The 20,032-nt window shown below is 41.5% G+C and carries 14 protein-coding genes; 7 read left to right on the top strand and 7 right to left on the bottom strand.

The annotated features are described in order from the left end of the window. Positions 1 to 2: 2 nt before the first annotated feature. The 7 genes from uxuA to DZC72_RS04085 all read right to left on the bottom strand — a co-directional run bounded on the left by uxuA (position 3) and on the right by DZC72_RS04085 (position 11,166). Positions 3 to 1,199: a mannonate dehydratase gene (gene uxuA / locus DZC72_RS04115; RefSeq protein WP_125221608.1), complete on the bottom strand. Its 1,197-nt coding sequence runs from the start codon at positions 1,197 to 1,199 to the stop codon at positions 3 to 5. Between the two features lie 144 nt (positions 1,200 to 1,343). Next, the gene (locus DZC72_RS04110) at positions 1,344 to 2,162 is read right to left on the bottom strand and encodes an SDR family oxidoreductase (RefSeq protein WP_125221607.1); all 819 of its coding nucleotides are present in this window, start codon (positions 2,160 to 2,162) and stop codon (positions 1,344 to 1,346) included. Continuing rightward, positions 2,162 to 3,544, bottom strand: a complete 1,383-nt coding sequence (locus DZC72_RS04105; RefSeq protein ID WP_125221606.1) for a putative oxidoreductase C-terminal domain-containing protein — start codon at positions 3,542 to 3,544, stop codon at positions 2,162 to 2,164. Before DZC72_RS04105 ends, DZC72_RS04110 begins: the two co-directional genes overlap by 1 nt. Positions 3,545 to 3,659: 115 nt before the next feature. Continuing rightward, positions 3,660 to 5,039, bottom strand: a complete 1,380-nt coding sequence (locus DZC72_RS04100) for a Gfo/Idh/MocA family protein (RefSeq protein ID WP_125221605.1) — start codon at positions 5,037 to 5,039, stop codon at positions 3,660 to 3,662. 12 nt (positions 5,040 to 5,051) lie between these two features. Further along, entirely contained in the window at positions 5,052 to 6,269 is a 1,218-nt protein-coding gene (locus DZC72_RS04095) for a DUF6807 domain-containing protein (protein ID WP_125221604.1), read from the bottom strand. 134 nt (positions 6,270 to 6,403) lie between these two features. After that, positions 6,404 to 8,077 carry a RagB/SusD family nutrient uptake outer membrane protein gene (locus tag DZC72_RS04090; RefSeq protein WP_125221603.1) on the bottom strand — a complete coding sequence of 558 codons (1,674 nt, stop codon included), beginning with the start codon at positions 8,075 to 8,077 and terminating at the stop codon, positions 6,404 to 6,406. A gap of 11 nt (positions 8,078 to 8,088) precedes the next feature. Next, complete coding sequence (locus DZC72_RS04085; RefSeq protein WP_125221602.1) at positions 8,089 to 11,166, bottom strand: SusC/RagA family TonB-linked outer membrane protein; 3,078 nt, start codon at positions 11,164 to 11,166, stop codon at positions 8,089 to 8,091. A gap of 261 nt (positions 11,167 to 11,427) precedes the next feature. Here DZC72_RS04085 and DZC72_RS04080 point away from each other — a divergent pair, with 261 nt between their 5' ends. From DZC72_RS04080 to DZC72_RS04050, 7 genes are all read left to right on the top strand, one after another. Further along, entirely contained in the window at positions 11,428 to 12,444 is a 1,017-nt protein-coding gene (locus tag DZC72_RS04080) for a LacI family DNA-binding transcriptional regulator (protein ID WP_125221601.1), read from the top strand. After that, the gene (locus tag DZC72_RS04075) at positions 12,441 to 13,370 is read left to right on the top strand and encodes a ThuA domain-containing protein (RefSeq protein WP_125221600.1); all 930 of its coding nucleotides are present in this window, start codon (positions 12,441 to 12,443) and stop codon (positions 13,368 to 13,370) included. The genes DZC72_RS04080 and DZC72_RS04075 overlap by 4 nt, the downstream gene beginning before the upstream one ends. Positions 13,371 to 13,471: 101 nt before the next feature. After that, complete coding sequence (gene uxaC / locus DZC72_RS04070) at positions 13,472 to 14,869, top strand: glucuronate isomerase (RefSeq protein ID WP_125221599.1); 1,398 nt, start codon at positions 13,472 to 13,474, stop codon at positions 14,867 to 14,869. A 24-nt stretch (positions 14,870 to 14,893) separates the two neighbouring features. Then, positions 14,894 to 15,934, top strand: coding sequence for a sugar kinase (locus DZC72_RS04065; protein WP_125221598.1), 1,041 nt, complete (start codon positions 14,894 to 14,896; stop codon positions 15,932 to 15,934). Between the two features lie 113 nt (positions 15,935 to 16,047). Then, positions 16,048 to 16,725, top strand: a complete 678-nt coding sequence (locus DZC72_RS04060) for a bifunctional 4-hydroxy-2-oxoglutarate aldolase/2-dehydro-3-deoxy-phosphogluconate aldolase (RefSeq protein WP_125221597.1) — start codon at positions 16,048 to 16,050, stop codon at positions 16,723 to 16,725. Between the two features lie 173 nt (positions 16,726 to 16,898). Further along, complete coding sequence (locus tag DZC72_RS04055) at positions 16,899 to 18,347, top strand: tagaturonate reductase (RefSeq protein WP_125221596.1); 1,449 nt, start codon at positions 16,899 to 16,901, stop codon at positions 18,345 to 18,347. A 4-nt stretch (positions 18,348 to 18,351) separates the two neighbouring features. Beyond that, complete coding sequence (locus DZC72_RS04050) at positions 18,352 to 19,968, top strand: UxaA family hydrolase (protein ID WP_125221595.1); 1,617 nt, start codon at positions 18,352 to 18,354, stop codon at positions 19,966 to 19,968. Positions 19,969 to 20,032 lie beyond the last annotated feature (64 nt).

Here is a 20,032-nt window from a genome sequence, read left to right as displayed (position 1 = left end):
TTTTAGACGACCAAGCTTTCCCGTACACCCATTTCCAACCCGGAAAGTTGGGCAAGTCCCATGGCCCTACCAATGAGGGAGTAACCTGAGTAAAACTCCTGTTGCCGTTTTTTGTCATCCAGCAAAACATGTCCATGATCTGGTCTCATGGGTATGTCCACCACGCCATTTTGTTCCGTGTGCCGTTTTTGTTGCTGTTGTACGATGGCCTTCATGACCTTTTCCATAGGTACGGAACCACTTAGATGATCGGCCTCGTAAAAACTGCCATCTTGGTTTCGGGATACATTGCGAAGATGTATAAAATGAATCTTATCCCCAAAATCCTCGATAATCTTCACCAAGTCATTGTTTTCCGATGCACCCAAAGAACCTGAACAAAAAGTTAGCCCGTTGCTGGGGGAAGGACAACATTCCAACAAAAACTTAATATCGTCATAATTGGAAACGATTCTGGGGACCCCAAAAACGGAAAATGGAGGGTCGTCTGGATGTATGGCCATGCGTACGCCCAACTTTTCAGCCTCTGAAATCACCGCGTTTAGAAAATAGGACAGGTTTTCCTGAAGTGATTCCTTTTTTATACCAAGTACGGTGGTGTGGTTCTTTTTAAATTCGGTTAAATCTATTTCTTTTCTGGATCCTGGCATACCAGCCAGAATGGCTGCTTTTAAGTTCTTTTTTCCGGAATCGGACAAGGTTTCATAATAGGCCTTGGCCTCTAAATATTCCTCTTTGGAGTACGACTCTTGGGCTCCTTCGCGTTCCAAAATAAAAAGGTCAAATGCCGCTGCCGAAATTGGACTATATCGAAGGGCCGATGCTCCTGTTGGCAATATATAATCTAAATCGGTGCGGGTCCAGTCGATGAGCTGCATAAAATTGTAGCAAACGTTATAGATACCATGGGACGCCAAATTTTTCAAGGTTTCTATATAATTGGATATATACAGGTCCCTTTCCTTGAGTCCGTACTTGATGGCCGTATGCACATTCACACTTTCAACAACGGACCATTCCATACCATGGTTTTCTATTTGAGCTTTAAGTGCCCCAATGGTGTCTTTGGGCCATATCTCTCCCAACGGTACTTCCTGGCAGGCCGCAACTATTCCTTGTACGCCCAATTGCCTTATATCCGCTAACGATACTCCAAAATCGGGTCCAAACCACCTAAATGTTTTCTTTAGATTTTTCATTCTTTAATTAAAAAAAGATAAGTTATCCCGTGTTTTCAAACGAAGCATACAATATACAGTTTTATGGTCATTTCAAAAGCAAGATACCATAATAGAAATGCTTTTGTAAGGGTCGTTGGTCAAGAACTTTCATCGGCAAATCTTTTATACTCCAGAAAATGAGTTAAAACCGCCGTCCAAATCAAAAATGCTCCCTGTTACGAATGAGGATGCATCGCTTAAAAGGTAATGGACCATGCCATTTAATTCCATTACATCGCCAAAACGTTTCATAGGAGTGTTGTTGATAATGAGCTGTCCTCTTTCCGTAAGGGACCCATCTTCATTGATCAGCAATTTCCTATTTTGGTTACCTATAAAAAATCCCGGCGCGATGGCGTTGACCCTTATTTTATCCCCGTGTTTTGTAGCAAGTTCTTGCGCCATCCATTTTGTGAAAATATCAACACCTGCCTTGGCCATTGAATAGCCCAATACCCTTGAAATACTTTGTTTGGCAGCCATAGATGATATATTTATTATGGAACCTTTACCTTGTTTTACCATAATACCACTCAAAACAATAGAAGGCAGTACGGTTCCAAAAAGATTAATGTCCACTACTTTTTGAGTATCTGACATTGCAATATCATGAATGGTCTGATCGGGCCGCAGGGTAGCGCCAGGGATGTTTCCTCCGGCCAAGTTAATTAAACCGTCCAATGTATCATAAGAAGTAGAAATAATCTCCTTTAATCTAAACAGCTCGGTTTCACTTAGTACATCCACCTTGAAGATAGTTGTACTGTTTGCAGCTATTTGGTTCAATACTTTTTGTTTTGATTCCAATTTCTCCAGAGCTCTTCCTAGTAGGATGACTTTGGCCCCTTGATTTACCAAGTACTCAGCAATTGACCCTCCAAGTATGCCGGTTCCACCAGAGAGGGCATACGTTCTATTCAATAAAGAGAATTGTTCGTTCATTAATTTGCCTTTGCCATTTTGTATGCTTCTATGGTAGTATAATATTTAGTGATCATATTGGGCACCTCCCAAGTTGGCATTTTCCCAGACTCCAAGTATTTAAGATAGTTCTCCGTTACCTGTGCAAAGTGGGCCTCGTGGCCAACCTTAAACTGTTCTGGAATGTTCACTTTCCATAGGCCCTCTTCCATGGCGGTAAGGGTAGTGCCCGGAAATAGGGATGCTACCTCTTGGTCCATGGCCTTGATTAAGTTTCCCTCCATTTCTGGTCCAGAATGAGTCCGTATGTACAAAACGGGCCTGTACCCCTCTGTTTCCCCTTGTTTGATGATCAAATCGCTTTTGGTGCCCCGCATAATGCTGTAATGGGTGTCTCCGGTACCTTCTGGGGCCCTATAATTCCATACGACGGAAACCTTGGCATGGATATCGTTGATTTTATAGGTCATTTCACCGTTGCAATATACTTGTAAGGTATCGTTTACCACATCCTTTTCCAGATAATCAGGAAATACAGAATATCCGGTAACCGCTGTAAATTCTTCCTGCGATACCAAGGTGGGCCACCTGCGGGCCGATATCATACGTATCTGGGCCGTATCGATAATTTGTTCTGGAAAAGCCTCCCATTGTATCAAATCTACCAAATGTGTCGTGACATCCACGATTCCCTCGCCTTCTTCTGATACGTCGAAGAACCAAGGTGGTCGCACCAAGGGATTTCCGGAAACATATTTGAAAAAGTGATGTACGCTTTCTTTGCTTATGGCAGGGTCTTCCAGTGTTCCTTCCACCAATTCCCCAAATATTTCGGGCGAAAGTGAAAGTTGCTTTTGCATCATGGTGGTTGATTCAAAGCGTTCTGTCATGATATCGTAAATGAACAACCCTTTATTTTGGGCAACCTCAAAGGCTTCTTTCAGTTTTTCATAGCCTTCTGGTGTTATAACCAAAGGTTTATCGGCATAAACGTTTAGCCCAGCATTTACAGCGTCCAATATATAGTCTATTTTTTTGGAATTCTTTCCGGCTACTACCATTACATTACCAGGTTTATCTGAAAGCATTTTTGTTAGATAATCCTCTCCAAGATAGGTTTTTACCTCCCAGTTGGTAGGATTTTCATCTCTAGTGTTGTACTGTTCAATCTTACTGAGAAAATCCTTGACTTCTGGACCATTTGGGGCAAATACATAAATGGTCGAATCAACTTGGGGATACATCGTTTTTTGGACCAAAGCCGCGTGAAAATGACCCGGATCAAGGGTCATTAGCTTAACAAGTTGTTTTTTTGTGTCCTTCTCTTCCCTTTTTTTTTGATCACATGAAACCGTAAAACCAAAAATTAAAAGGATAGTAGCCAATAGTATGAATTTCTTCATGTGCTTTAATTTCAAAGTAAATGTAAATTCTTCCCCACCTTTATAATGGGGCCTAGTAGGTTATTAAATAGGAGGTAAGCATAAAAGGGACTTCTAGGTGAAACCATTTTGAATGCTATCCCATTTTTACATAATCTGTTCCATAAGGTTTGCGTTGAGCCCTTTGCAACATGGCGTTTGCCTCTGGATCATCTATGAACCATTCGTTGATCGGATCCCATTTTAGTTTGCGCGAAAATTGCATTGCAATATCACTGATCAAACAGATAGTACAGGCCTTATGCCCTTTTTCTATTGGAGATATAGGTTGTTTTCTGGTTTTTATACACTCCAACCAGTTGCCATGTTGGTCATCTATTTTTTCCAGATGTATCTCATTGGGACCAATGACGGACTCCAGTATTTTAGGGTCTGAGGCATTCAATGCTTTTGAACTCTTTTCTTTATCCACTGGATCTGAAGCGGAAGCTGTATAATCTCCCCGTGAAACAAAAATCCAACCATCCTCTCCTATATATTGAACTCCATTGGTATAACCGCCACTGGTATAAACGGTAATGCCATTCTCATATTCATGTTTTACAAAGAAATCACCATGTACGTTCCATAATCCGGATTTTGGAAATTCTGCCAATGCTTCAACCGATACCGGTCCGGTAAGTTCGGTGTTCATACCCCAAGCGGCGGAATCATAATGATGCTGTCCCCAGCCAGTAATCATGCCAGCTCCATAATTTCGATGTCTTAACCAACCTGGTCTACTATAATCGTTTTGCGGATGAACCCCAATTTCAGTGTAGGGAACTTCGGGAGTGGAGCCCAACCACATATCAAAATTAAGATTACTTGGTATTTGCATTTCTGGTGCCTCTGGACCTGCAGGGTCTCCAGGCAAGCCAATTTTTACCGTGTGTACTTTACCTATTCTACCATTTCTTACCAATTCTGCTGCGACTCTAAATTGTGGCATCGCTCTTTGTTGTGTGCCCACTTGCAATATGACATTGTTTTCAAGCACAGCTTTTTGCAGCTGTTGTCCTTCCTTTACGGTTAAAGAGGTGGGTTTTTGAAGATAGATGTCCTTACCTGCGATGGCAGCTTCCATGGCTGGTTGGGAATGCCAATGGTCTGGCGTGCTAATTACTACGGCATCTAAATCCTTATCCAAAAGCATCTCTCTATAGTCGCCATAGGTCTTGGTATCCATGTACTTGGATTTACCCGTTTTTTTCCTGTAATAATCGTCTACCAATGTTTTTGCATCTCCAAGACGTTTGGAGTCCAAATCACAAACGGCAATAAAACGCGCATCTTCATACTTAATAGTATCTGGAATATCATGTCCGCGCGCTATACGCCCACAGCCTATTTGACCAATATTGATTTTGTTGCTTGGAGCATCTTTCCCAAATACCGTTGAAGGCACAATCGTTGGAAAAGCTACAACCCCTGCAGCGCTCAAGGATGATTTTTTAATAAAATTTCTTCTTTGCATTGGTAGTTAATTTTAATTTACCTCTAATTCTATTTTTGTAGGATCAACGAAGTCGTTCCAATAAGCTTCGGCCTCTTCCGGGGAAAGTTCCCCCTCAAAGATTACCATTCTATATTTTAATTGATATGCTTCATTGGGTTTAATTTGCCAAGGCTCATGTCTAATTGGACAAAATTCGAAAAACATGTCTCCACGGCCACCGTTACCATCGATTGGCCAAACCCGCATAGGTTCTGGGTGCATCCTATTTTCTGAATGGCTTAGAAATAGTATGCCGTTGGTTCCTTTCCCGTCACTTGCCTCACCACTTACTATGGCCCATTTGGCATTTGTGCCGTCGGCAGTAAGTCGGTCATTACCTTCGGAGGTCAGCACCTTACAGTTATCTTTTTTCCAACGTTCCGTAAATCGCATTCCAATTCCGCCACCATATCTATAGGCCTCGAATAATATACCATTTTTCAAGGGACTTGAAAAGGTAGAAGTATAATCCATAATATAGCGTGGTGCGTTATTGAGATTCCAAATCTTGACTTCAAGTTCTTCCTCCAAGGCAATTTGCGGACTATTTTCTGTCTTAAGGTCTATGTGTTCTTGAACTGCGGTAAAACTTGAAGTTACTTGTCCATTTGATTCATCTTTAAACTCCTTGTGCAGAACTGTGCCGTTTCCGTCTCCAATATTCCAAAAGTCTACCCTAACGGTATCGATTCTGGTATGGGTCCAGGGTCCCCAAATACCATAATGATGCCAATGGTCTGGGGGGTTTATTCTGGTGAGCGTATCGCCAGAAGGGGTAATTAGTGGATGAATAAAACCAGATTTTTTAAAGATGGAATCTACTCCGTTTGGAGGATAATGCATTCCATATTTGTAACCTACTCTGGGTTCTTTTCCTATAGATAGGGTCAAGGTTCCGTTGTCTTTTTGTGCGGATAATCTATTTACTTTTGAAGCTTCCTCACCAAACATACTAAATGTATATTCCCTAGAATGTGAAGGGCTCCGGACAAACCATATAACTTTTGCATCCTTGTCCCAATCAAATGGAACAGATTGCCCATTGTTTAATAGAACATATTGTGAAATGTCCAAATTGCCAATACTTACCGAGATAGGTTTATCAATTAAACTACCGCTGTCCTTTTCAATTGAGAAAGTGACCTCCTTTTTTTTAGAAGTACAAGCCAGAAATGGCAACAAAATCAAAATTAAAAGACAATTCCTCATAAATATATTCGATTAGGACAACGATAGTTATTGCAAACTAAACTAACAACTCAATTAATCTCAGAAAATAGTAGGATCTACTTTCCATTGACTAAAAATAAAACTAACAACTAACTTTTTGGTAAATATCTTTTTTAATTGTAACCAGGGTTTTGTTCTAGAACTGCGCCACGGTTACCCTCTATTTCGTTGGCAGGAATCGGCCATAGATTAAAATGTTCCTGCATGCCGTTATCAACATAAAATGGATTATAACGCATAACCCTATCATATATGGTATTGGTTCTCATTAAAGTAAGCCTTCTCTTTTCTTCTAGACCCAATTCACGCACACGTTCATCCAAAATGTAATCCAACGTTACATCTCCTGGGTCCACGGCAGATGCATTTGCCCTGCTACGTACCACATTAATGTCATCTGCCGCCAATTGCGGCTGATTATTTGCCAAATAAGCCTCTGCTCGTAACAAGTAAGTTTCAGCCAGTCTTAACATATATTGGTCTGTGTAGGTGGCACCTGCTGCCGAGGTAAGGGCAAACGGTACGCTACTAGGTCTTAAAAGACCTTCTGGATGGTTATATGGTGTGGTTACTTTGGTTGGATACGCATAAAATTCCCTAATCCTTGGTTGCGTTTCTGTGGACCAAACCGAATCTCTTCCTATTTCATCTGCTATTATTGCCAAGGCAGAGGAATTATCCCTGTTGAATATCCGTATAAAGTTATGGTTGGCATTTCTAATGTCATTTACGAAATCTGGATTGGAGGCGTCGTTGCCCCAAACCGTATTCGTGTAGAACTCTGTGGTAATTCCCCATCCAATTCCCCTTCCTCCAGTGTAATCACCTACTGGCCAAGAGTTGAAGGGGGCAAAGCGTAGCAAGGGTGCAAAATGTCTTTCAGCAGCATATGAACCGCCCCTACTACCGGACTGGATGCCACCTCCCTGTACATCTAGTTCAAATTGAATAACCCAAAGTGCCTCTGTATTACCGTTTGCACGATTTTGATTGCCTCTTCTAAACAGGTCCCAAAAAACATCTCCAGGTTCTTCGGTGGAGCGTGATCCAAAACGGGATGTCATTAAACCGGTATTTGGATCGTTAATGACAACAGTGGCAGTGGCAATAGCTTCACTGTTCATACCCATGGAGAGATAGGCCTCCGCCAAATAATGATTGGCTACCAGATTATTGATGCGGCCGTCCTGTGCTTCGGTTATGGAGGGCAAGTTCTGTGCTGCATAGGACAAGTCCTCTATCACTTGTTGTAGGACTTCATTTTTACTGGCTCTAACAAAATCAATCTTTGGTTCTTTTATTTCTTCTATCACAATAGGTACGCCTCCATATAAGGTTGCGAGAACATTGTAAGCAAAACCTCTGAAGAACCTGGCCTGTGACACAATATCAATGGTTTCTTCTTCTGTCATTTCTGATAATGGGGCGCGTTCAATTATTGTATTTGCCTCGGAAATTGTTTTGTAGAGCAAATTCCAATGGGTCGTTGCAATGTCACCGGCAGGATCGTAGGCTTGTACCATATTCCCATGCCTTTGGGTACCCCCGGGTTCCCCGTCAAAGACCAGATCGGTACCATATACAAAATCGAAAGGTCTATTTTCGTCCCTATTATAAAACTGTCTTCTTACTAAATAGTATAAGTTGTTTACGGACGCGGTGAAGTCGGCGTATGTCGTAAAAGCGTTGGTAGAGCTCAAAAAGTCTTCTGGTCTTTCTTCCAAGAAATCTTCGTCACATCCCCAGATGAAGGGAATTATAGCTAGAAATATTATTATTTTTTTCATTGTTTATTGAATTAGAATGATAAGTTTATACCTAGTGAGTATCCTTTTAATACAGGTCTGCCATTTGTAGTAAGGCCAACACCAAAGATTCTATTGTCCGGGTCTGAGGTATCCTGAAATTCAGGGTCCCACCCGGTCCAATCTGTCCATGTAAACAGGTTCTTTCCACTAACAAATACACTTAAATCTGTTAAACCTATCCTTTCAAGAATATCCCTATTGAAGTTATATCTAAGATTAATATCCTGTAGGCGAACGAAACTTCTATTTTCATAGCGTGTTCCAGAAATTCCGGGTCTGCTTGGCGCCATGGCGTTCAATCCATCTGGATTGTCTGGTGACCAGTAATCAATGCCGGTAAGTACATTTTGATATAAAGTATTGGCATTTCTATAGAGCGCATTGTCATTTCGTGAGATATAGTTGCCTCCATTTCCTTGTATTGAATTCAGGAAAAAACTAAAGGACAAGTTCTTATAGGTGAATGTGTTCAACAAAGACACTGCATAAGAAGGATCCCTGGTCCCTATTATTTTACGGTCATCCGCTTGCGTAATAACTCCGTCACCGTTTTGGTCTACCACCCTGTAATTTCCAATAGCATAACCCTCTGGAATATCATCTCCTACTTGGTAAATACCATCTACTTCGTAATCATATATTGCATTTATGGATTCCCCTATGAAAAGATTACTTTGGATTAAATCATCCTCAACACCATCCCCATCAGCATCCTCTCCGGTTAGTTCAAGAATTTCATTTTTATTGGTCGAGAAGTTTGCGGTGGCCGTCCAAGTGAAACTATCGTTTCGTACTATATCGCCAGAGAGCGAAACTTCCATCCCCGTGTTTTGTATTTTTCCAACGTTTGTTTGGATATTGCTAAAGCCTGTAAGGAATGGAATCCTTACCGAGAATAATAAATCGTCCGTAGTGTTTTGATACACATCCAAGTTTCCTCGCAACCTATTGGTAAAAAGTGAGAAGTCCAAACCTAGGTTGAGACCTGCGGTTTTTTCCCATCGTAGGTTAGGATTGGCCAGAGACGTAAGTTCTTGACCAAAGGCAGGACCTGAACCGTCACCAAAAACATAGGCGGCCCTGGTTCCCAATCGTGCAAGAGAGGTAAACCTTGGGGTTTGGTTTCCACTAATACCATAACTGGCCCTGAATTTCAAGTTGTTTATCCATTCAGAATCCCTTAAAAAAGATTCATTGGATACAATCCACCCTAGGGCACCTGAAGGGAAGTAGGCAGTCTTTTCATTCGCTGCAAAGCCTGAAAACCCATCCCGTCTAATGGTACCGGTTAAAATATATTTGTTGTCATATTTGTAATTTGCCCTGAGCATTTGATAGTTCAATGTTTCCGTATATGCACTTGATTCTATCGTGGGTATGGCTCCTACAGCTAAATCATTGTAGCCCAACAGCAATCGGTCAAAACCGGTGGCCGTTGCCACAGTGGTCTCCTCTTGTCGCTCGATGGCTCCGTAGAGTAAGGTGGCCGAAACGTCATGCTTTCCAAAAATCCTATTGTAATTTAACAGATTGTCCAAAGTATAATCCCTGTAAAACCGTACATCCTTGCTAGCAAGCCCTGTTTGTCCCGCTTCATAAATACTAGACCCATAAAACTTATCTATTCTGTAATTGTTACCAAAATTGAGACGATAAGACAAACCTTTTATAAAAGGAAGGTCCACTTCTGTATATAAATTGGCGAAGAAATAATCATGACGCTCATAGTCTTGCGTATCTAGGCCCAAAAAAGGATTAGGTTCTATAGTGCCTGCGGGATTGGGTATTAGTTTGCCCTCATCGTCAAAAGGAACCAACAGCGGTGAAAATCCTGCCAACTGTGATAAAAACGGTTCGTCACCATCTTGTTTAACAAACGATCCAAAGGATTGTACGCCTATTTTCCAACCATCTGTAATGTTACTTTCCAGATTGACCCTCAAACTTCTTCTTGAAAAATCGTCATTTCTAATAATACCTTCTTGTTCCGTAAGACCAAGGGAAACCAAATAACTGGTAGATTCTGATGCACCTGCCACGCTTATTTCGTTTTGCCTTACAAATCCAGTTTGGGTACCCTCTCCCCACCAATCATAATCATTGTCATTGAACTGTCCAGGATTGGTATCTGACTGTAACTCAAAATTGGCATTGATACCTTGCCCGGGTTCAAAGTATCCTACGTAATCGGGATTTGGAGTTAGATAGTCCGGAGCTAGGAATCGCAAGTCATATAACTGCATGTTCAGATGATCGATATAAGCCTCCCTTCTAAGCGGCCTAATATTTTGGGACGGTTGTAGGGTTGCATAGGAGGAGCTAATGGAAACTTTTGGTTTTTGGTTTCTCTTGCCACCTTTCGAAGTTATTAAAATCACACCATTGGCTGCTTGCGCCCCATAAATTGCGGTAGAACTAACATCCTTTAACACATCTATGGATTCTATGTCATTTGGGTTAATTGAAGACAATGATCCATTGTATTGGATACCATCCAAAACTATAAGCACACTTTGGCTGCCGTTTAAGGATACTTGACCCCTTATCGTAATCTCTGGGGTTCCACCTGCCGTGTTTACTTGGCCCACATTTAGACCCGGTACGGTACCCTGTAGGCTCTGTGCTATATTGGTATTGGGGGCTTCCTCGAATGCCTCAAGGTTGGCGCTGGCAACGGCACCGGTAACATCGGAACGTTTTTGGCTACCATAACCTACAACAACTACTTCGTCCAACGCGGAAGTGTTTTCTATGAGGGAAATGACAAGATTTGATCTTCCGTCAACACTGATTTCCTTAGGGTCATACCCGATAAAGGAAACGACCAAGGTTGCGTTGGCACTTAATAGTTCGATTGAAAAGTTTCCATCAAAATCAGCAGAAACCCCGTTGGATGTGCCTTTTTCCACAATCGAAGCTCCTGGCAAGGGTGAGTTTTGGCTGTCCACAACGGTTCCAGTTATCGTGGGCCCATTTTGTGCATTTGAAAAGTTTGTGCAGGTCAGATAGCAGAATACTATCAGTAGGCACGCTCTTTTTAAAATGGTCAAATGACTTGATTTTTCCATATTCTATGTTGTTAGGTTGATGATTAAATTAAATGCTCTAAAACGTGAACGTAATGTTAACGGAGCCAAATCTAGAAATCAATATCGAAAAAAGCAACCGATTGCATAATATATTTCGTAAATAATTGCAAAATTAACATATTTGTATTAGTATATTTATAAATATTACGCTTATAGACACTAATTTTTATCCTTTTATTAGTTCATTTATGCAATAAACCTTATTTTTGTTGCATAATTTTATCCAACTAAACTTTTTCTATGTCAAAAAAAATAACCATTTATGACTTGGCGGAACTCCTGGGTTTATCTCCTGCAACGGTTAGCCGTAGTCTTAATGGTCATCCGTCCATAAGCGATAAAACCAAGAAAAAGGTTTTGGACCTGGCAAATGAAAAGGGTTACAGAACAAACAAGTTCGCTTCCAATTTGAGCAAGCAACAATCAAATACTATAGGGGTAATTGTACCAAGACTGAATTCATATTTTATGTCTACGGTACTTGCGGGAATCGAGCAAGTCGCAAATAAGGTGGGCTATAACCTTATTATAAGTCAGTCCCAGGAATCTGAAGAGAAGGAAAAAATAAACGCAAGTACACTGTTGAACAGTGGTGTGGATGCTTTGTTGGTGTCCTTGGCCAACGAGTCAAACAATTATGAACATTTTGAGGCCTTTACCTCTCGGAAAATTCCGTTGCTGTTTTTTGATCGCGTAATTGACTTTCCCAACTGCCCCACCATTTTAATAGATAATTTAGCGGCAGGTTTTGATGCGGGGCAGCACCTTATAGACCAAGGGTGTAGAAACCTTTTGCACGTTAGCGGCAATCTAAAACGGTCATTGTACGCGGATCGATTCAAAGGTTTTAAACAAGCCCTTTTAATGAACGGCATTTCGCTTCATGCCGATCAATTGATAGAAACTGGCCTTGACCCCATACATATTCAAGAAGTCATTAGCCACATTAAGCGGGCAGGTAAAAAAATAGATGGACTATTTGTTGCCAGCGATAGTTTTGCGGCACACTGCATTATAGCCTTGCAAAGGGAAGGTTACAGGGTGCCGGAGGACATAAAAGTAGTTGGTTTTAATAATGATCCCGTTTGCGAAATAGTCAGTCCAAACCTCACAACAATAGAATATCCCGGATATAAGATGGGAACGCTTGCAGGAGAAAGCATTATAGCTCATCTCAATGGTAACATAAACCTACAGACTACGAATACTATTTTAGTTCGTCATAAATTAATAATTAGAACATCCACTTCAAAATGAAAAAGGTTTTGCCTTCCTTAATTATTTGCGCTACCCTAATGTACAGCGCAGTTAGTGCCCAAGAGTTAAAACCATTGCCCATAACCGATGAATGGTTGGCAAGTATTTATGATAACGCCCCATCAAAAACCACAGTCGTTGGGCAAAAAAAAAGAAAGGTGCTCGTGTTCTCAAAAGCAACGGGCTTTGACCATTGGACCATACCCCATAACAACGAAGTCTGGAAAATTTTGGCTAGTAAAACAGGAGCCTTTGAAGTTCAAATCGGTTTTGACATCACCCATTTTGAAAAGAAAAGCCTTAAAAACTACGATGCTGTAATATTGAACAATTCGAACCCAACAGGTCCTGAAAGAAATTTGTTTTATGACTTGTTAAAAAAGTATTCTTCCATATCGGATGAAGAGGCCAATGAGAAAGCGCTACATTATGAGTCCAACTTATTGGAATATGTGAAAAAAGGAGGTGGACTAGTGATTATGCATGGTGCTATTGTGGTACAGAACAATTCCCCGGAATTCAGTACAATGACCGGAGGGAGTTTTGATTATCATCCAAAACAGCAGGAAATACATCTTAAGGAAGTGGACAAGGACCATCCCTTGGTGAGTGCTTTCAATGGAAAGGGATTAAAGCATATTGATGAGCCCTATTTTTTCAAAAATGCCTACTTTGATTATAATTTTAGACCCTTACTTTATTTTGAGGTGGATAAGATAGAAGGAATCAAGCATAAGGTAAAAGATGTTAAGAATTATGTTTCCTGGATAAAAAAGTATGGTAAGGGACGGGTTTTTTATTCTGCTCCTTCGCACAATGCGCAAAGTTTACAAAATCCGGAGCTATTCAAGTTTTACTTGGACGGCCTCCAATATGTAACTGGAGATTTGAAAGTGGACGATACCCCTATGAATCGCAAGCCTTAGTTGGGGTCTTTTAAAACAAAAAATGGTTTTCTGGTGTACTAGAAACCTACATAATCTATAATTTGGTCAAGTAAAGAATATCAATTTTAAAGAAGAATCTTATGAAGTCCTTTATGGATGGCGACTTTTTATTGGAGAATGAATACTCCAAAATATTGTACCATGAATACGCCCGTGATATGCCAATTATTGACTATCACAATCATTTATCACCAGAAATGCTGGCACATGATACTAAATTCGAAAATTTGACCCAAGCATGGCTCTATGGAGACCATTACAAATGGCGGGCCATGCGTACCTTGGGCGTTTCCGAGGAATTTATAACAGGTAACGCGAAGGATCTGGAGAAATTCGAAAAATGGGCGTATACGGTACCTTATACCATGCGAAACCCACTATATCATTGGACCCATTTGGAACTGCAACGCTATTTTAATATTTCGGAAACTTTATCGTCGGATAACGCTATACAGATTTATAATCGGGCTAACGATCATTTAAAGGGTGAAGGCTTTGGCAGTAGGGGATTGATAACTCAAATGAATGTTGAATTTTTGTGTACCACTGAGGACCCTACCGATACTCTAAAGCATCACCAAACGTTGGCACAAAGCAATTTTAAGACCAAGGTAAGCACGGCGTTTAGACCGGATAAGGCCATTTTCGTTGAAGCGGAGGGCTTTGTTGATTATTTGGAAGAACTTTCGGAAGTTTCCGGGGTTGCCATTAACAGCTTTGCCACCTTGTGCGATGCGCTTGAAAAAAGAATAGCATACTTCCATACCCATGGTTGCAGAATAGCGGATCACGGACTTCCCCATATGTACTTCACTTTCTTCAAGGAACACGATTTGAACACTGTGCTTAACAAGAGGTTTGATAATAAAACTATCAGCAATAATGAAATGGATTCCTTTAAGTGTGCTATTCTCATGTTTCTTTCGCGGAAATATCATGAGTATGGTTGGGTACAACAATTTCATTTAGGGGCTTTAAGAAACAATAATAACAGGATGCTGGCCCAATTGGGACCTGATACCGGTTGGGATTCTATAGGGGATTGGCAACAAGCGGAAGCTTTATCCAAGTTTTTAAATGAGCTGGATACCCATGACCAGCTATGTAAGACCATCATCTATAATATCAATCCAAGGGATAATGAGATGATGGCGAGTATGATCGGTAATTTTAACGACGGTTCTATCCGAGGAAAGGTCCAGTTTGGGTCCGGGTGGTGGTTCCTTGATCAAAAGGATGGTATGGAAAAGCAGATGAACGCCCTATCCAATATAGGGCTGTTAAGTTGCTTTATTGGGATGTTGACGGATTCAAGGAGCTTTCTATCCTTTCCACGTCATGAGTACTTTAGAAGAATTTTGTGCAATCTTATTGGAAGGGATATTGCCAATGGGGAGCTCCCTAAAGACACGAAATGGTTGGGCAAAATGGTACAGGACATAAGTTATAATAATGCAAAGGAATATTTTAATATTTAAAACAATTTTCAATCTAAATTCAAAATGAAAAAAGTAGTAACCTTTGGTGAAATTATGTTGCGGTTGTCACCACCCGGTTTTTTAAGGTTCTCACAGGCCAATGAGTTCGAGGTGGTCTATGGTGGGGGAGAATCCAACGTAGCCGTTTCTTTGGCCAATTATGGCGTTCCTGTGGAGTTTGTGACCCGCTTGCCCAAGAACGATATTGGGGAGTGTGCGTTAATGGAAATGCGAAAAAGAGGGGTAGGCACCAATAAGATTGTGTACGGTGGGGACCGTTTGGGTATCTATTTTTTGGAAACCGGGGCGGTTAGCCGTGGAAGTAAGGTGATATATGATAGGGCACATTCCGCAATTGCGGAGATTGAACAGGGCATGATCGATTGGGACGATGTTTTTGAAGGGGTAGAATGGTTCCATTGGACGGGTATAACCCCCGCGATTTCCCAAGGTGCCGCCGATGTTTGTCTGGAGGCCGTGAAAGCTGCTGATAGAAAAGGAATTACTATTTCTACGGATTTAAATTATCGTGCAAAGTTGTGGCAGTATGGGGGCGACCGTGAAAAGATAATGACGGAACTTACTTCCTATTGTGATATTATCTTAGGAAACGAAGAGGATGCCGAAAAGCATTTTGGTATATATCCGGAAGGTTTGGATGTCCATAAAGATGGGGCAGACGTAAAGGCCGAAGCTTTCCTGTCCGTATGCAAGCAGATGATGAAGAAATTTCCCAAAGCCAAAAAGGTCATTACAACCTTAAGAGGTTCCATATCCGCCTCCCACAATACATGGGCAGGGGTACTTTGGGACGGTAGCACAATGTACGAGACCAGACAGTACCAGATAACGGATATTGTAGATAGAGTCGGTGGGGGCGATTCCTTCATGGGCGGACTGATCTATGGTTTGATGAAGTATGAAGGCGATGACCAGACCGCATTGGACTTTGCCGTTGCGGCATCCTGCTTAAAACATACGATCAAGGGAGATGCCAACTTGGTAACGGTCGATGAGGTCGAAAAGCTCATGGGAGGAGATGCTTCCGGTAGGGTAGCTAGATAGGCCTGCACAAACCCCTCCAAAAGAGTAAGATCAAAAGATTTATGTTTAAAATCGAGTATTAATAGTTAAAAAAATGGAAGTCCTTCCCTTAGGGAAGGATTTAGGATGTGCTTATGGCAAAATATTCAAGATTGGAAGTGGCTGCGGTCATGAAGGAAACAGGCATGGTGCCGTTGTTTTATCACGCAGATATAGAATTAGGGAAAAAAGTACTGGAGGCCTGTTATAAGGGCGGGGCACGTCTTATGGAGTTTACCGCCAGGGGGGACTTTGCCTTTGAGGTTTTTTCCGAGTTGAACAAGTATGCACTTAAGGAACTACCCGGAATGATCATGGGTGTTGGTTCCATTACAGATGCCGCCGCTGCCAGCATGTTCATGCAAATGGGAGCTAACTTTATAGTTACTCCTTCACTGCGGGAGGATATCGCCCTTGTCTGTAATAGAAGAAAGGTACTTTGGTCTCCAGGTTGTGGTTCATTGACTGAAATCAATAGGGCGGAGGAATTAGGTTGCGAAATTATAAAGTTGTTTCCTGGGTCCACGTATGGCCCAGGTTTTGTAAAGGCAATCAAAGGGCCCCAACCTTGGACCAGCATCATGCCCACAGGTGGGGTAAGCACCGATGAGGGTAACCTGAAAGGTTGGTTCGACGCCGGGGTGACCTGTGTAGGAATGGGTTCACAGCTCATTGGCAAGGAGGTCCTGGCAAATAAGGATTTTGATGGACTTACTAAAACGGTCAAGGATACTTTGGTCCTTATCAAATCCATAAGAATCGCAGATTCTTAGAGGGAATTCCAGGTATATATTACTATTTTGATGAAATTATTGTATTCGGCACTCTATTTCCAAAATTAGATAGTGCGTTTTACTAAGGAATTGTTGTCCTTATCCAAATGAATTACCAAAAGATTATTATAAGGCTTTCGCAGTGTCTTGAAAAAAACTATCCATAGAATTTTATGCAAAGACTAAATAGGGAATTTAATATTAGCTTGAAGAACTTACCCATAAAAGTCGTCCAGTTTGGGGAGGGTAATTTTTTGCGTGCGTTTGTGGATTACGCATTTGAGGTTTTAAACGATAAGGCCGACTTCAATGCCGGTGTGGCCGTGGTGCAACCTATTGAAAAAGGTATGGTTTCCTTGCTCAACGAGCAGGACGGATTGTATACATTGTTTACAAATGGTATTAGGGATGGGGCTGAGGTTCAGGAAAAGATTCTTGTTCAAAACATTGTCAAAGGAATCAACCCCTACGAAACGTTTAATGCCTTCATGTCATTAGCAAGGGAGAAGGAACTAGAGTTTGTTATTTCCAATACCACGGAGGCCGGAATCAGCTTTGATGAAAATGATACGCAGGAAATGCAGCCTCCCAATTCATTTCCGGGAAAGTTGACACTATTTCTATATGAGCGATTTCAGTATTTTAAGGGAAGCAAGGATTCAGGGCTTACTATTATTCCATGCGAGTTGATCAATTACAACGCAGATACCTTAAAGACCATTATCCTAAAATATATAAGCCTATGGGGGCTTTCTGGGGACTTTAAACACTGGGTGCTGAATGCCTGTACTTTTCATAATACTTTGGTAGATAGAATTGTGCCGGGCTATCCAAAGGATGATATTGAAGAATATGATGGTCAGTTGAATTATAAGGATAGATTGATTGTCAGTGCCGAAGCCTTTTTCCTATGGGTAATAGAGGGCGATGCTAACTTAAAGGAGAAACTACCATTTCATAAGACGGATTTGGATGTACACATTGTACCAGATATGCAACCGTATAGAACAAGAAAGGTAAGGATATTGAACGGGGCACATACGGCGATGGTGCCTTTGGGATTGCTTTATGGTAATGAAACTGTAAAGGATACGGTGGACGATTCTTTCACAGGTGCCTTTATTCGCTCCCTTATATTCGAGGAAGTAATTCCTACGTTGGAAATGGACAAAAGGGAATTGGAGGATTTTGCCAATGATGTTTTTGACCGCTTCCGAAATCCGTTTATCAAACATCAATTATCTAGCATCGCGTTAAATTCCATCTCCAAGTTTAAGGTTAGAGTCCTCCCTAGTTTGTTGAGCTATGTTCAATTAAAAAAAGGGTTACCCTTAAAAACGGTTTTTGCCTTTGCTTGTTTAATCCGATTTTATCATGGCCAATGGAAGGAAGTGGATTTGCCATTGAATGACGATAAGGCGATTGTTGATAATTTTAAAAAGCTCTGGGATCTGCCCAACCTGTCGAGCACGGTTCGTGAGGTATTGGGCAATATTGACTATTGGGAAACCAATTTAAACAACGTGGACGGCCTTCCCGAAGCCATTGAAATGGCCTTAAATCATTTGGAAGCAAATGGCGTAGAGGAGGGATTCAAGAGATTTATGGACCGCTATAAATAAAAGCATGATGCAGCAGATGATCAAAGTACATAAAGAGGACAATGTCGGCATAGCCCTGGCGGACTTAACCCAAGGCGAGGTGATACATTTTGAAGGCCATGACATTACCATCTTAAATCCTACCAAGGCAAAACATAAAATAGCCATCCAGGATTTAAAGGAGGGAGACAGCGTTTTTATGTACGGGGTTATAGTAGGCAGGGCTCTCCACTTCATACAAAAAGGAGGGCTTTTAACCACGGAAAATGTAAAGCATCAGAGTGCGGAAGTACAAGGAAGAACGGATAGGTATACTTGGAACCCTCCCGATATTTCCCAGTGGAAGGAACGAACTTTTTTGGGGTATCACAGGCCAGATGGCCAGGTGGGCACCCAAAATGTATGGCTGTTCTTTCCCTTGGTGTTCTGTGAAAATAGAAATATTGAGATACTAAAGGATACCTTTGAAAAGGAATTGGCCATTGGAAAAATAAGTAATCAAAGACAACTTTTAAGGCGGCTTATACTCGGCAATGACCTCAGTGACAATAAAGCAGATACTACGACGGGTGAACGAACTTTTGAAAATATAGAGGTTAAATTCATAACGCATCAAGGTGGTTGCGGTGGTATTCGTCAAGATTCGGAAACTTTGGCCAAATTATTGGCAGGGTATATCAAAAATCCCAATGTGGCGGGAGCTACGGTCTTAAGCCTGGGATGTCAAAATTTACAGATAAACCTTTTAACGGAGGCCTTAAAATCCTTGGACCCTAATCTACAGAAACCCGTATTGATCTATGAGCAACAGCAATTGGGAACCGTAGAGGATATGTTGAATATTATCATCAAGGAATCTTTTGAAGGAATTAAGGAAGCAAACAACATTCAAAGAAAACCTGCTCCCCTTTCCAAATTGAAAATGGGACTGGAATGTGGGGGTTCCGATGGATTTTCCGGAATTTCGGCAAACCCGGCACTTGGATATGCCTCTGATCTATTGGCCGCTTTGGGAGGTTCTCCCATCCTTTCTGAATTTCCTGAGTTATGCGGGGTAGAACAGGAGCTGGTGAACAGATGTGTAAATGACGAGGATGCCGATCGTTTTATGCAATTGATGAAGGCCTATGAGAATTCCGCGGAACGGGTGGGGTCTGGCTTTGATATGAACCCTTCGCCGGGAAATATCAAGGACGGTCTCATCACGGATGCAATGAAGTCGGCCGGCGCAGCCAAAAAAGGGGGCACATCCCCAATTAACGGGGTGTTGGATTATGGTGAATATGTAGTGCGACCAGGACTGAATTTACTTTGTACTCCAGGAAATGATGTAGAAAGCACTACGGGAATGGTAGGGTCCGGAGCCAATGTTGTAGTTTTTACAACAGGTTTGGGAACACCTACGGGCAACCCGATTGCTCCGGTAATCAAGGTGTCCTCCAATACGGATTTGGCAAAGAAAATGCCCGATATCATCGACATAGACACGGGGGCCGTTATACGGGCAGAGAAATCCATTGAAGAAATGGGAGAGGAAATTTTGGAATACGTCATTCAGGTGGCCAGCGGTGAGGTGAACGCCAAGGCAGATATTTTGGGTCAGGATGATTTTATTCCATGGAAACGTGGTATCTCCTTATAAATTTGCAAAATCTTGCGGGAATACCGCGATAAGCTCTATTACAATCCTTAATTTTAGGGGTAGT

The sequence above is a fragment of the Maribacter algicola genome, assembly GCF_003933245.1.
Lineage (GTDB): Bacteria > Bacteroidota > Bacteroidia > Flavobacteriales > Flavobacteriaceae > Maribacter > Maribacter algicola.
The sequence above is the reverse complement of the archived record's forward strand: the minus strand, read 5'-3'. Positions and strand labels throughout refer to the sequence as shown.

What these genes read in the sequence shown, in the direction of transcription:
- uxuA (WP_125221608.1), bottom strand. Translation starts at nt 1,199, where the DNA reads ATGAAAAATCTAAAGAAAACATTTAGGTGGTTTGGACCCGATTTTGGA.
- DZC72_RS04110 (WP_125221607.1), bottom strand. Translation starts at nt 2,162, where the DNA reads ATGAACGAACAATTCTCTTTATTGAATAGAACGTATGCCCTCTCTGGT.
- DZC72_RS04105 (WP_125221606.1), bottom strand. Translation starts at nt 3,544, where the DNA reads ATGAAGAAATTCATACTATTGGCTACTATCCTTTTAATTTTTGGTTTT.
- DZC72_RS04100 (WP_125221605.1), bottom strand. Translation starts at nt 5,039, where the DNA reads ATGCAAAGAAGAAATTTTATTAAAAAATCATCCTTGAGCGCTGCAGGG.
- DZC72_RS04095 (WP_125221604.1), bottom strand. Translation starts at nt 6,269, where the DNA reads ATGAGGAATTGTCTTTTAATTTTGATTTTGTTGCCATTTCTGGCTTGT.
- DZC72_RS04090 (WP_125221603.1), bottom strand. Translation starts at nt 8,077, where the DNA reads ATGAAAAAAATAATAATATTTCTAGCTATAATTCCCTTCATCTGGGGA.
- DZC72_RS04085 (WP_125221602.1), bottom strand. Translation starts at nt 11,166, where the DNA reads ATGGAAAAATCAAGTCATTTGACCATTTTAAAAAGAGCGTGCCTACTG.
- DZC72_RS04080 (WP_125221601.1), top strand. Translation starts at nt 11,428, where the DNA reads ATGTCAAAAAAAATAACCATTTATGACTTGGCGGAACTCCTGGGTTTA.
- DZC72_RS04075 (WP_125221600.1), top strand. Translation starts at nt 12,441, where the DNA reads ATGAAAAAGGTTTTGCCTTCCTTAATTATTTGCGCTACCCTAATGTAC.
- uxaC (WP_125221599.1), top strand. Translation starts at nt 13,472, where the DNA reads ATGAAGTCCTTTATGGATGGCGACTTTTTATTGGAGAATGAATACTCC.
- DZC72_RS04065 (WP_125221598.1), top strand. Translation starts at nt 14,894, where the DNA reads ATGAAAAAAGTAGTAACCTTTGGTGAAATTATGTTGCGGTTGTCACCA.
- DZC72_RS04060 (WP_125221597.1), top strand. Translation starts at nt 16,048, where the DNA reads ATGGCAAAATATTCAAGATTGGAAGTGGCTGCGGTCATGAAGGAAACA.
- DZC72_RS04055 (WP_125221596.1), top strand. Translation starts at nt 16,899, where the DNA reads ATGCAAAGACTAAATAGGGAATTTAATATTAGCTTGAAGAACTTACCC.
- DZC72_RS04050 (WP_125221595.1), top strand. Translation starts at nt 18,352, where the DNA reads ATGATGCAGCAGATGATCAAAGTACATAAAGAGGACAATGTCGGCATA.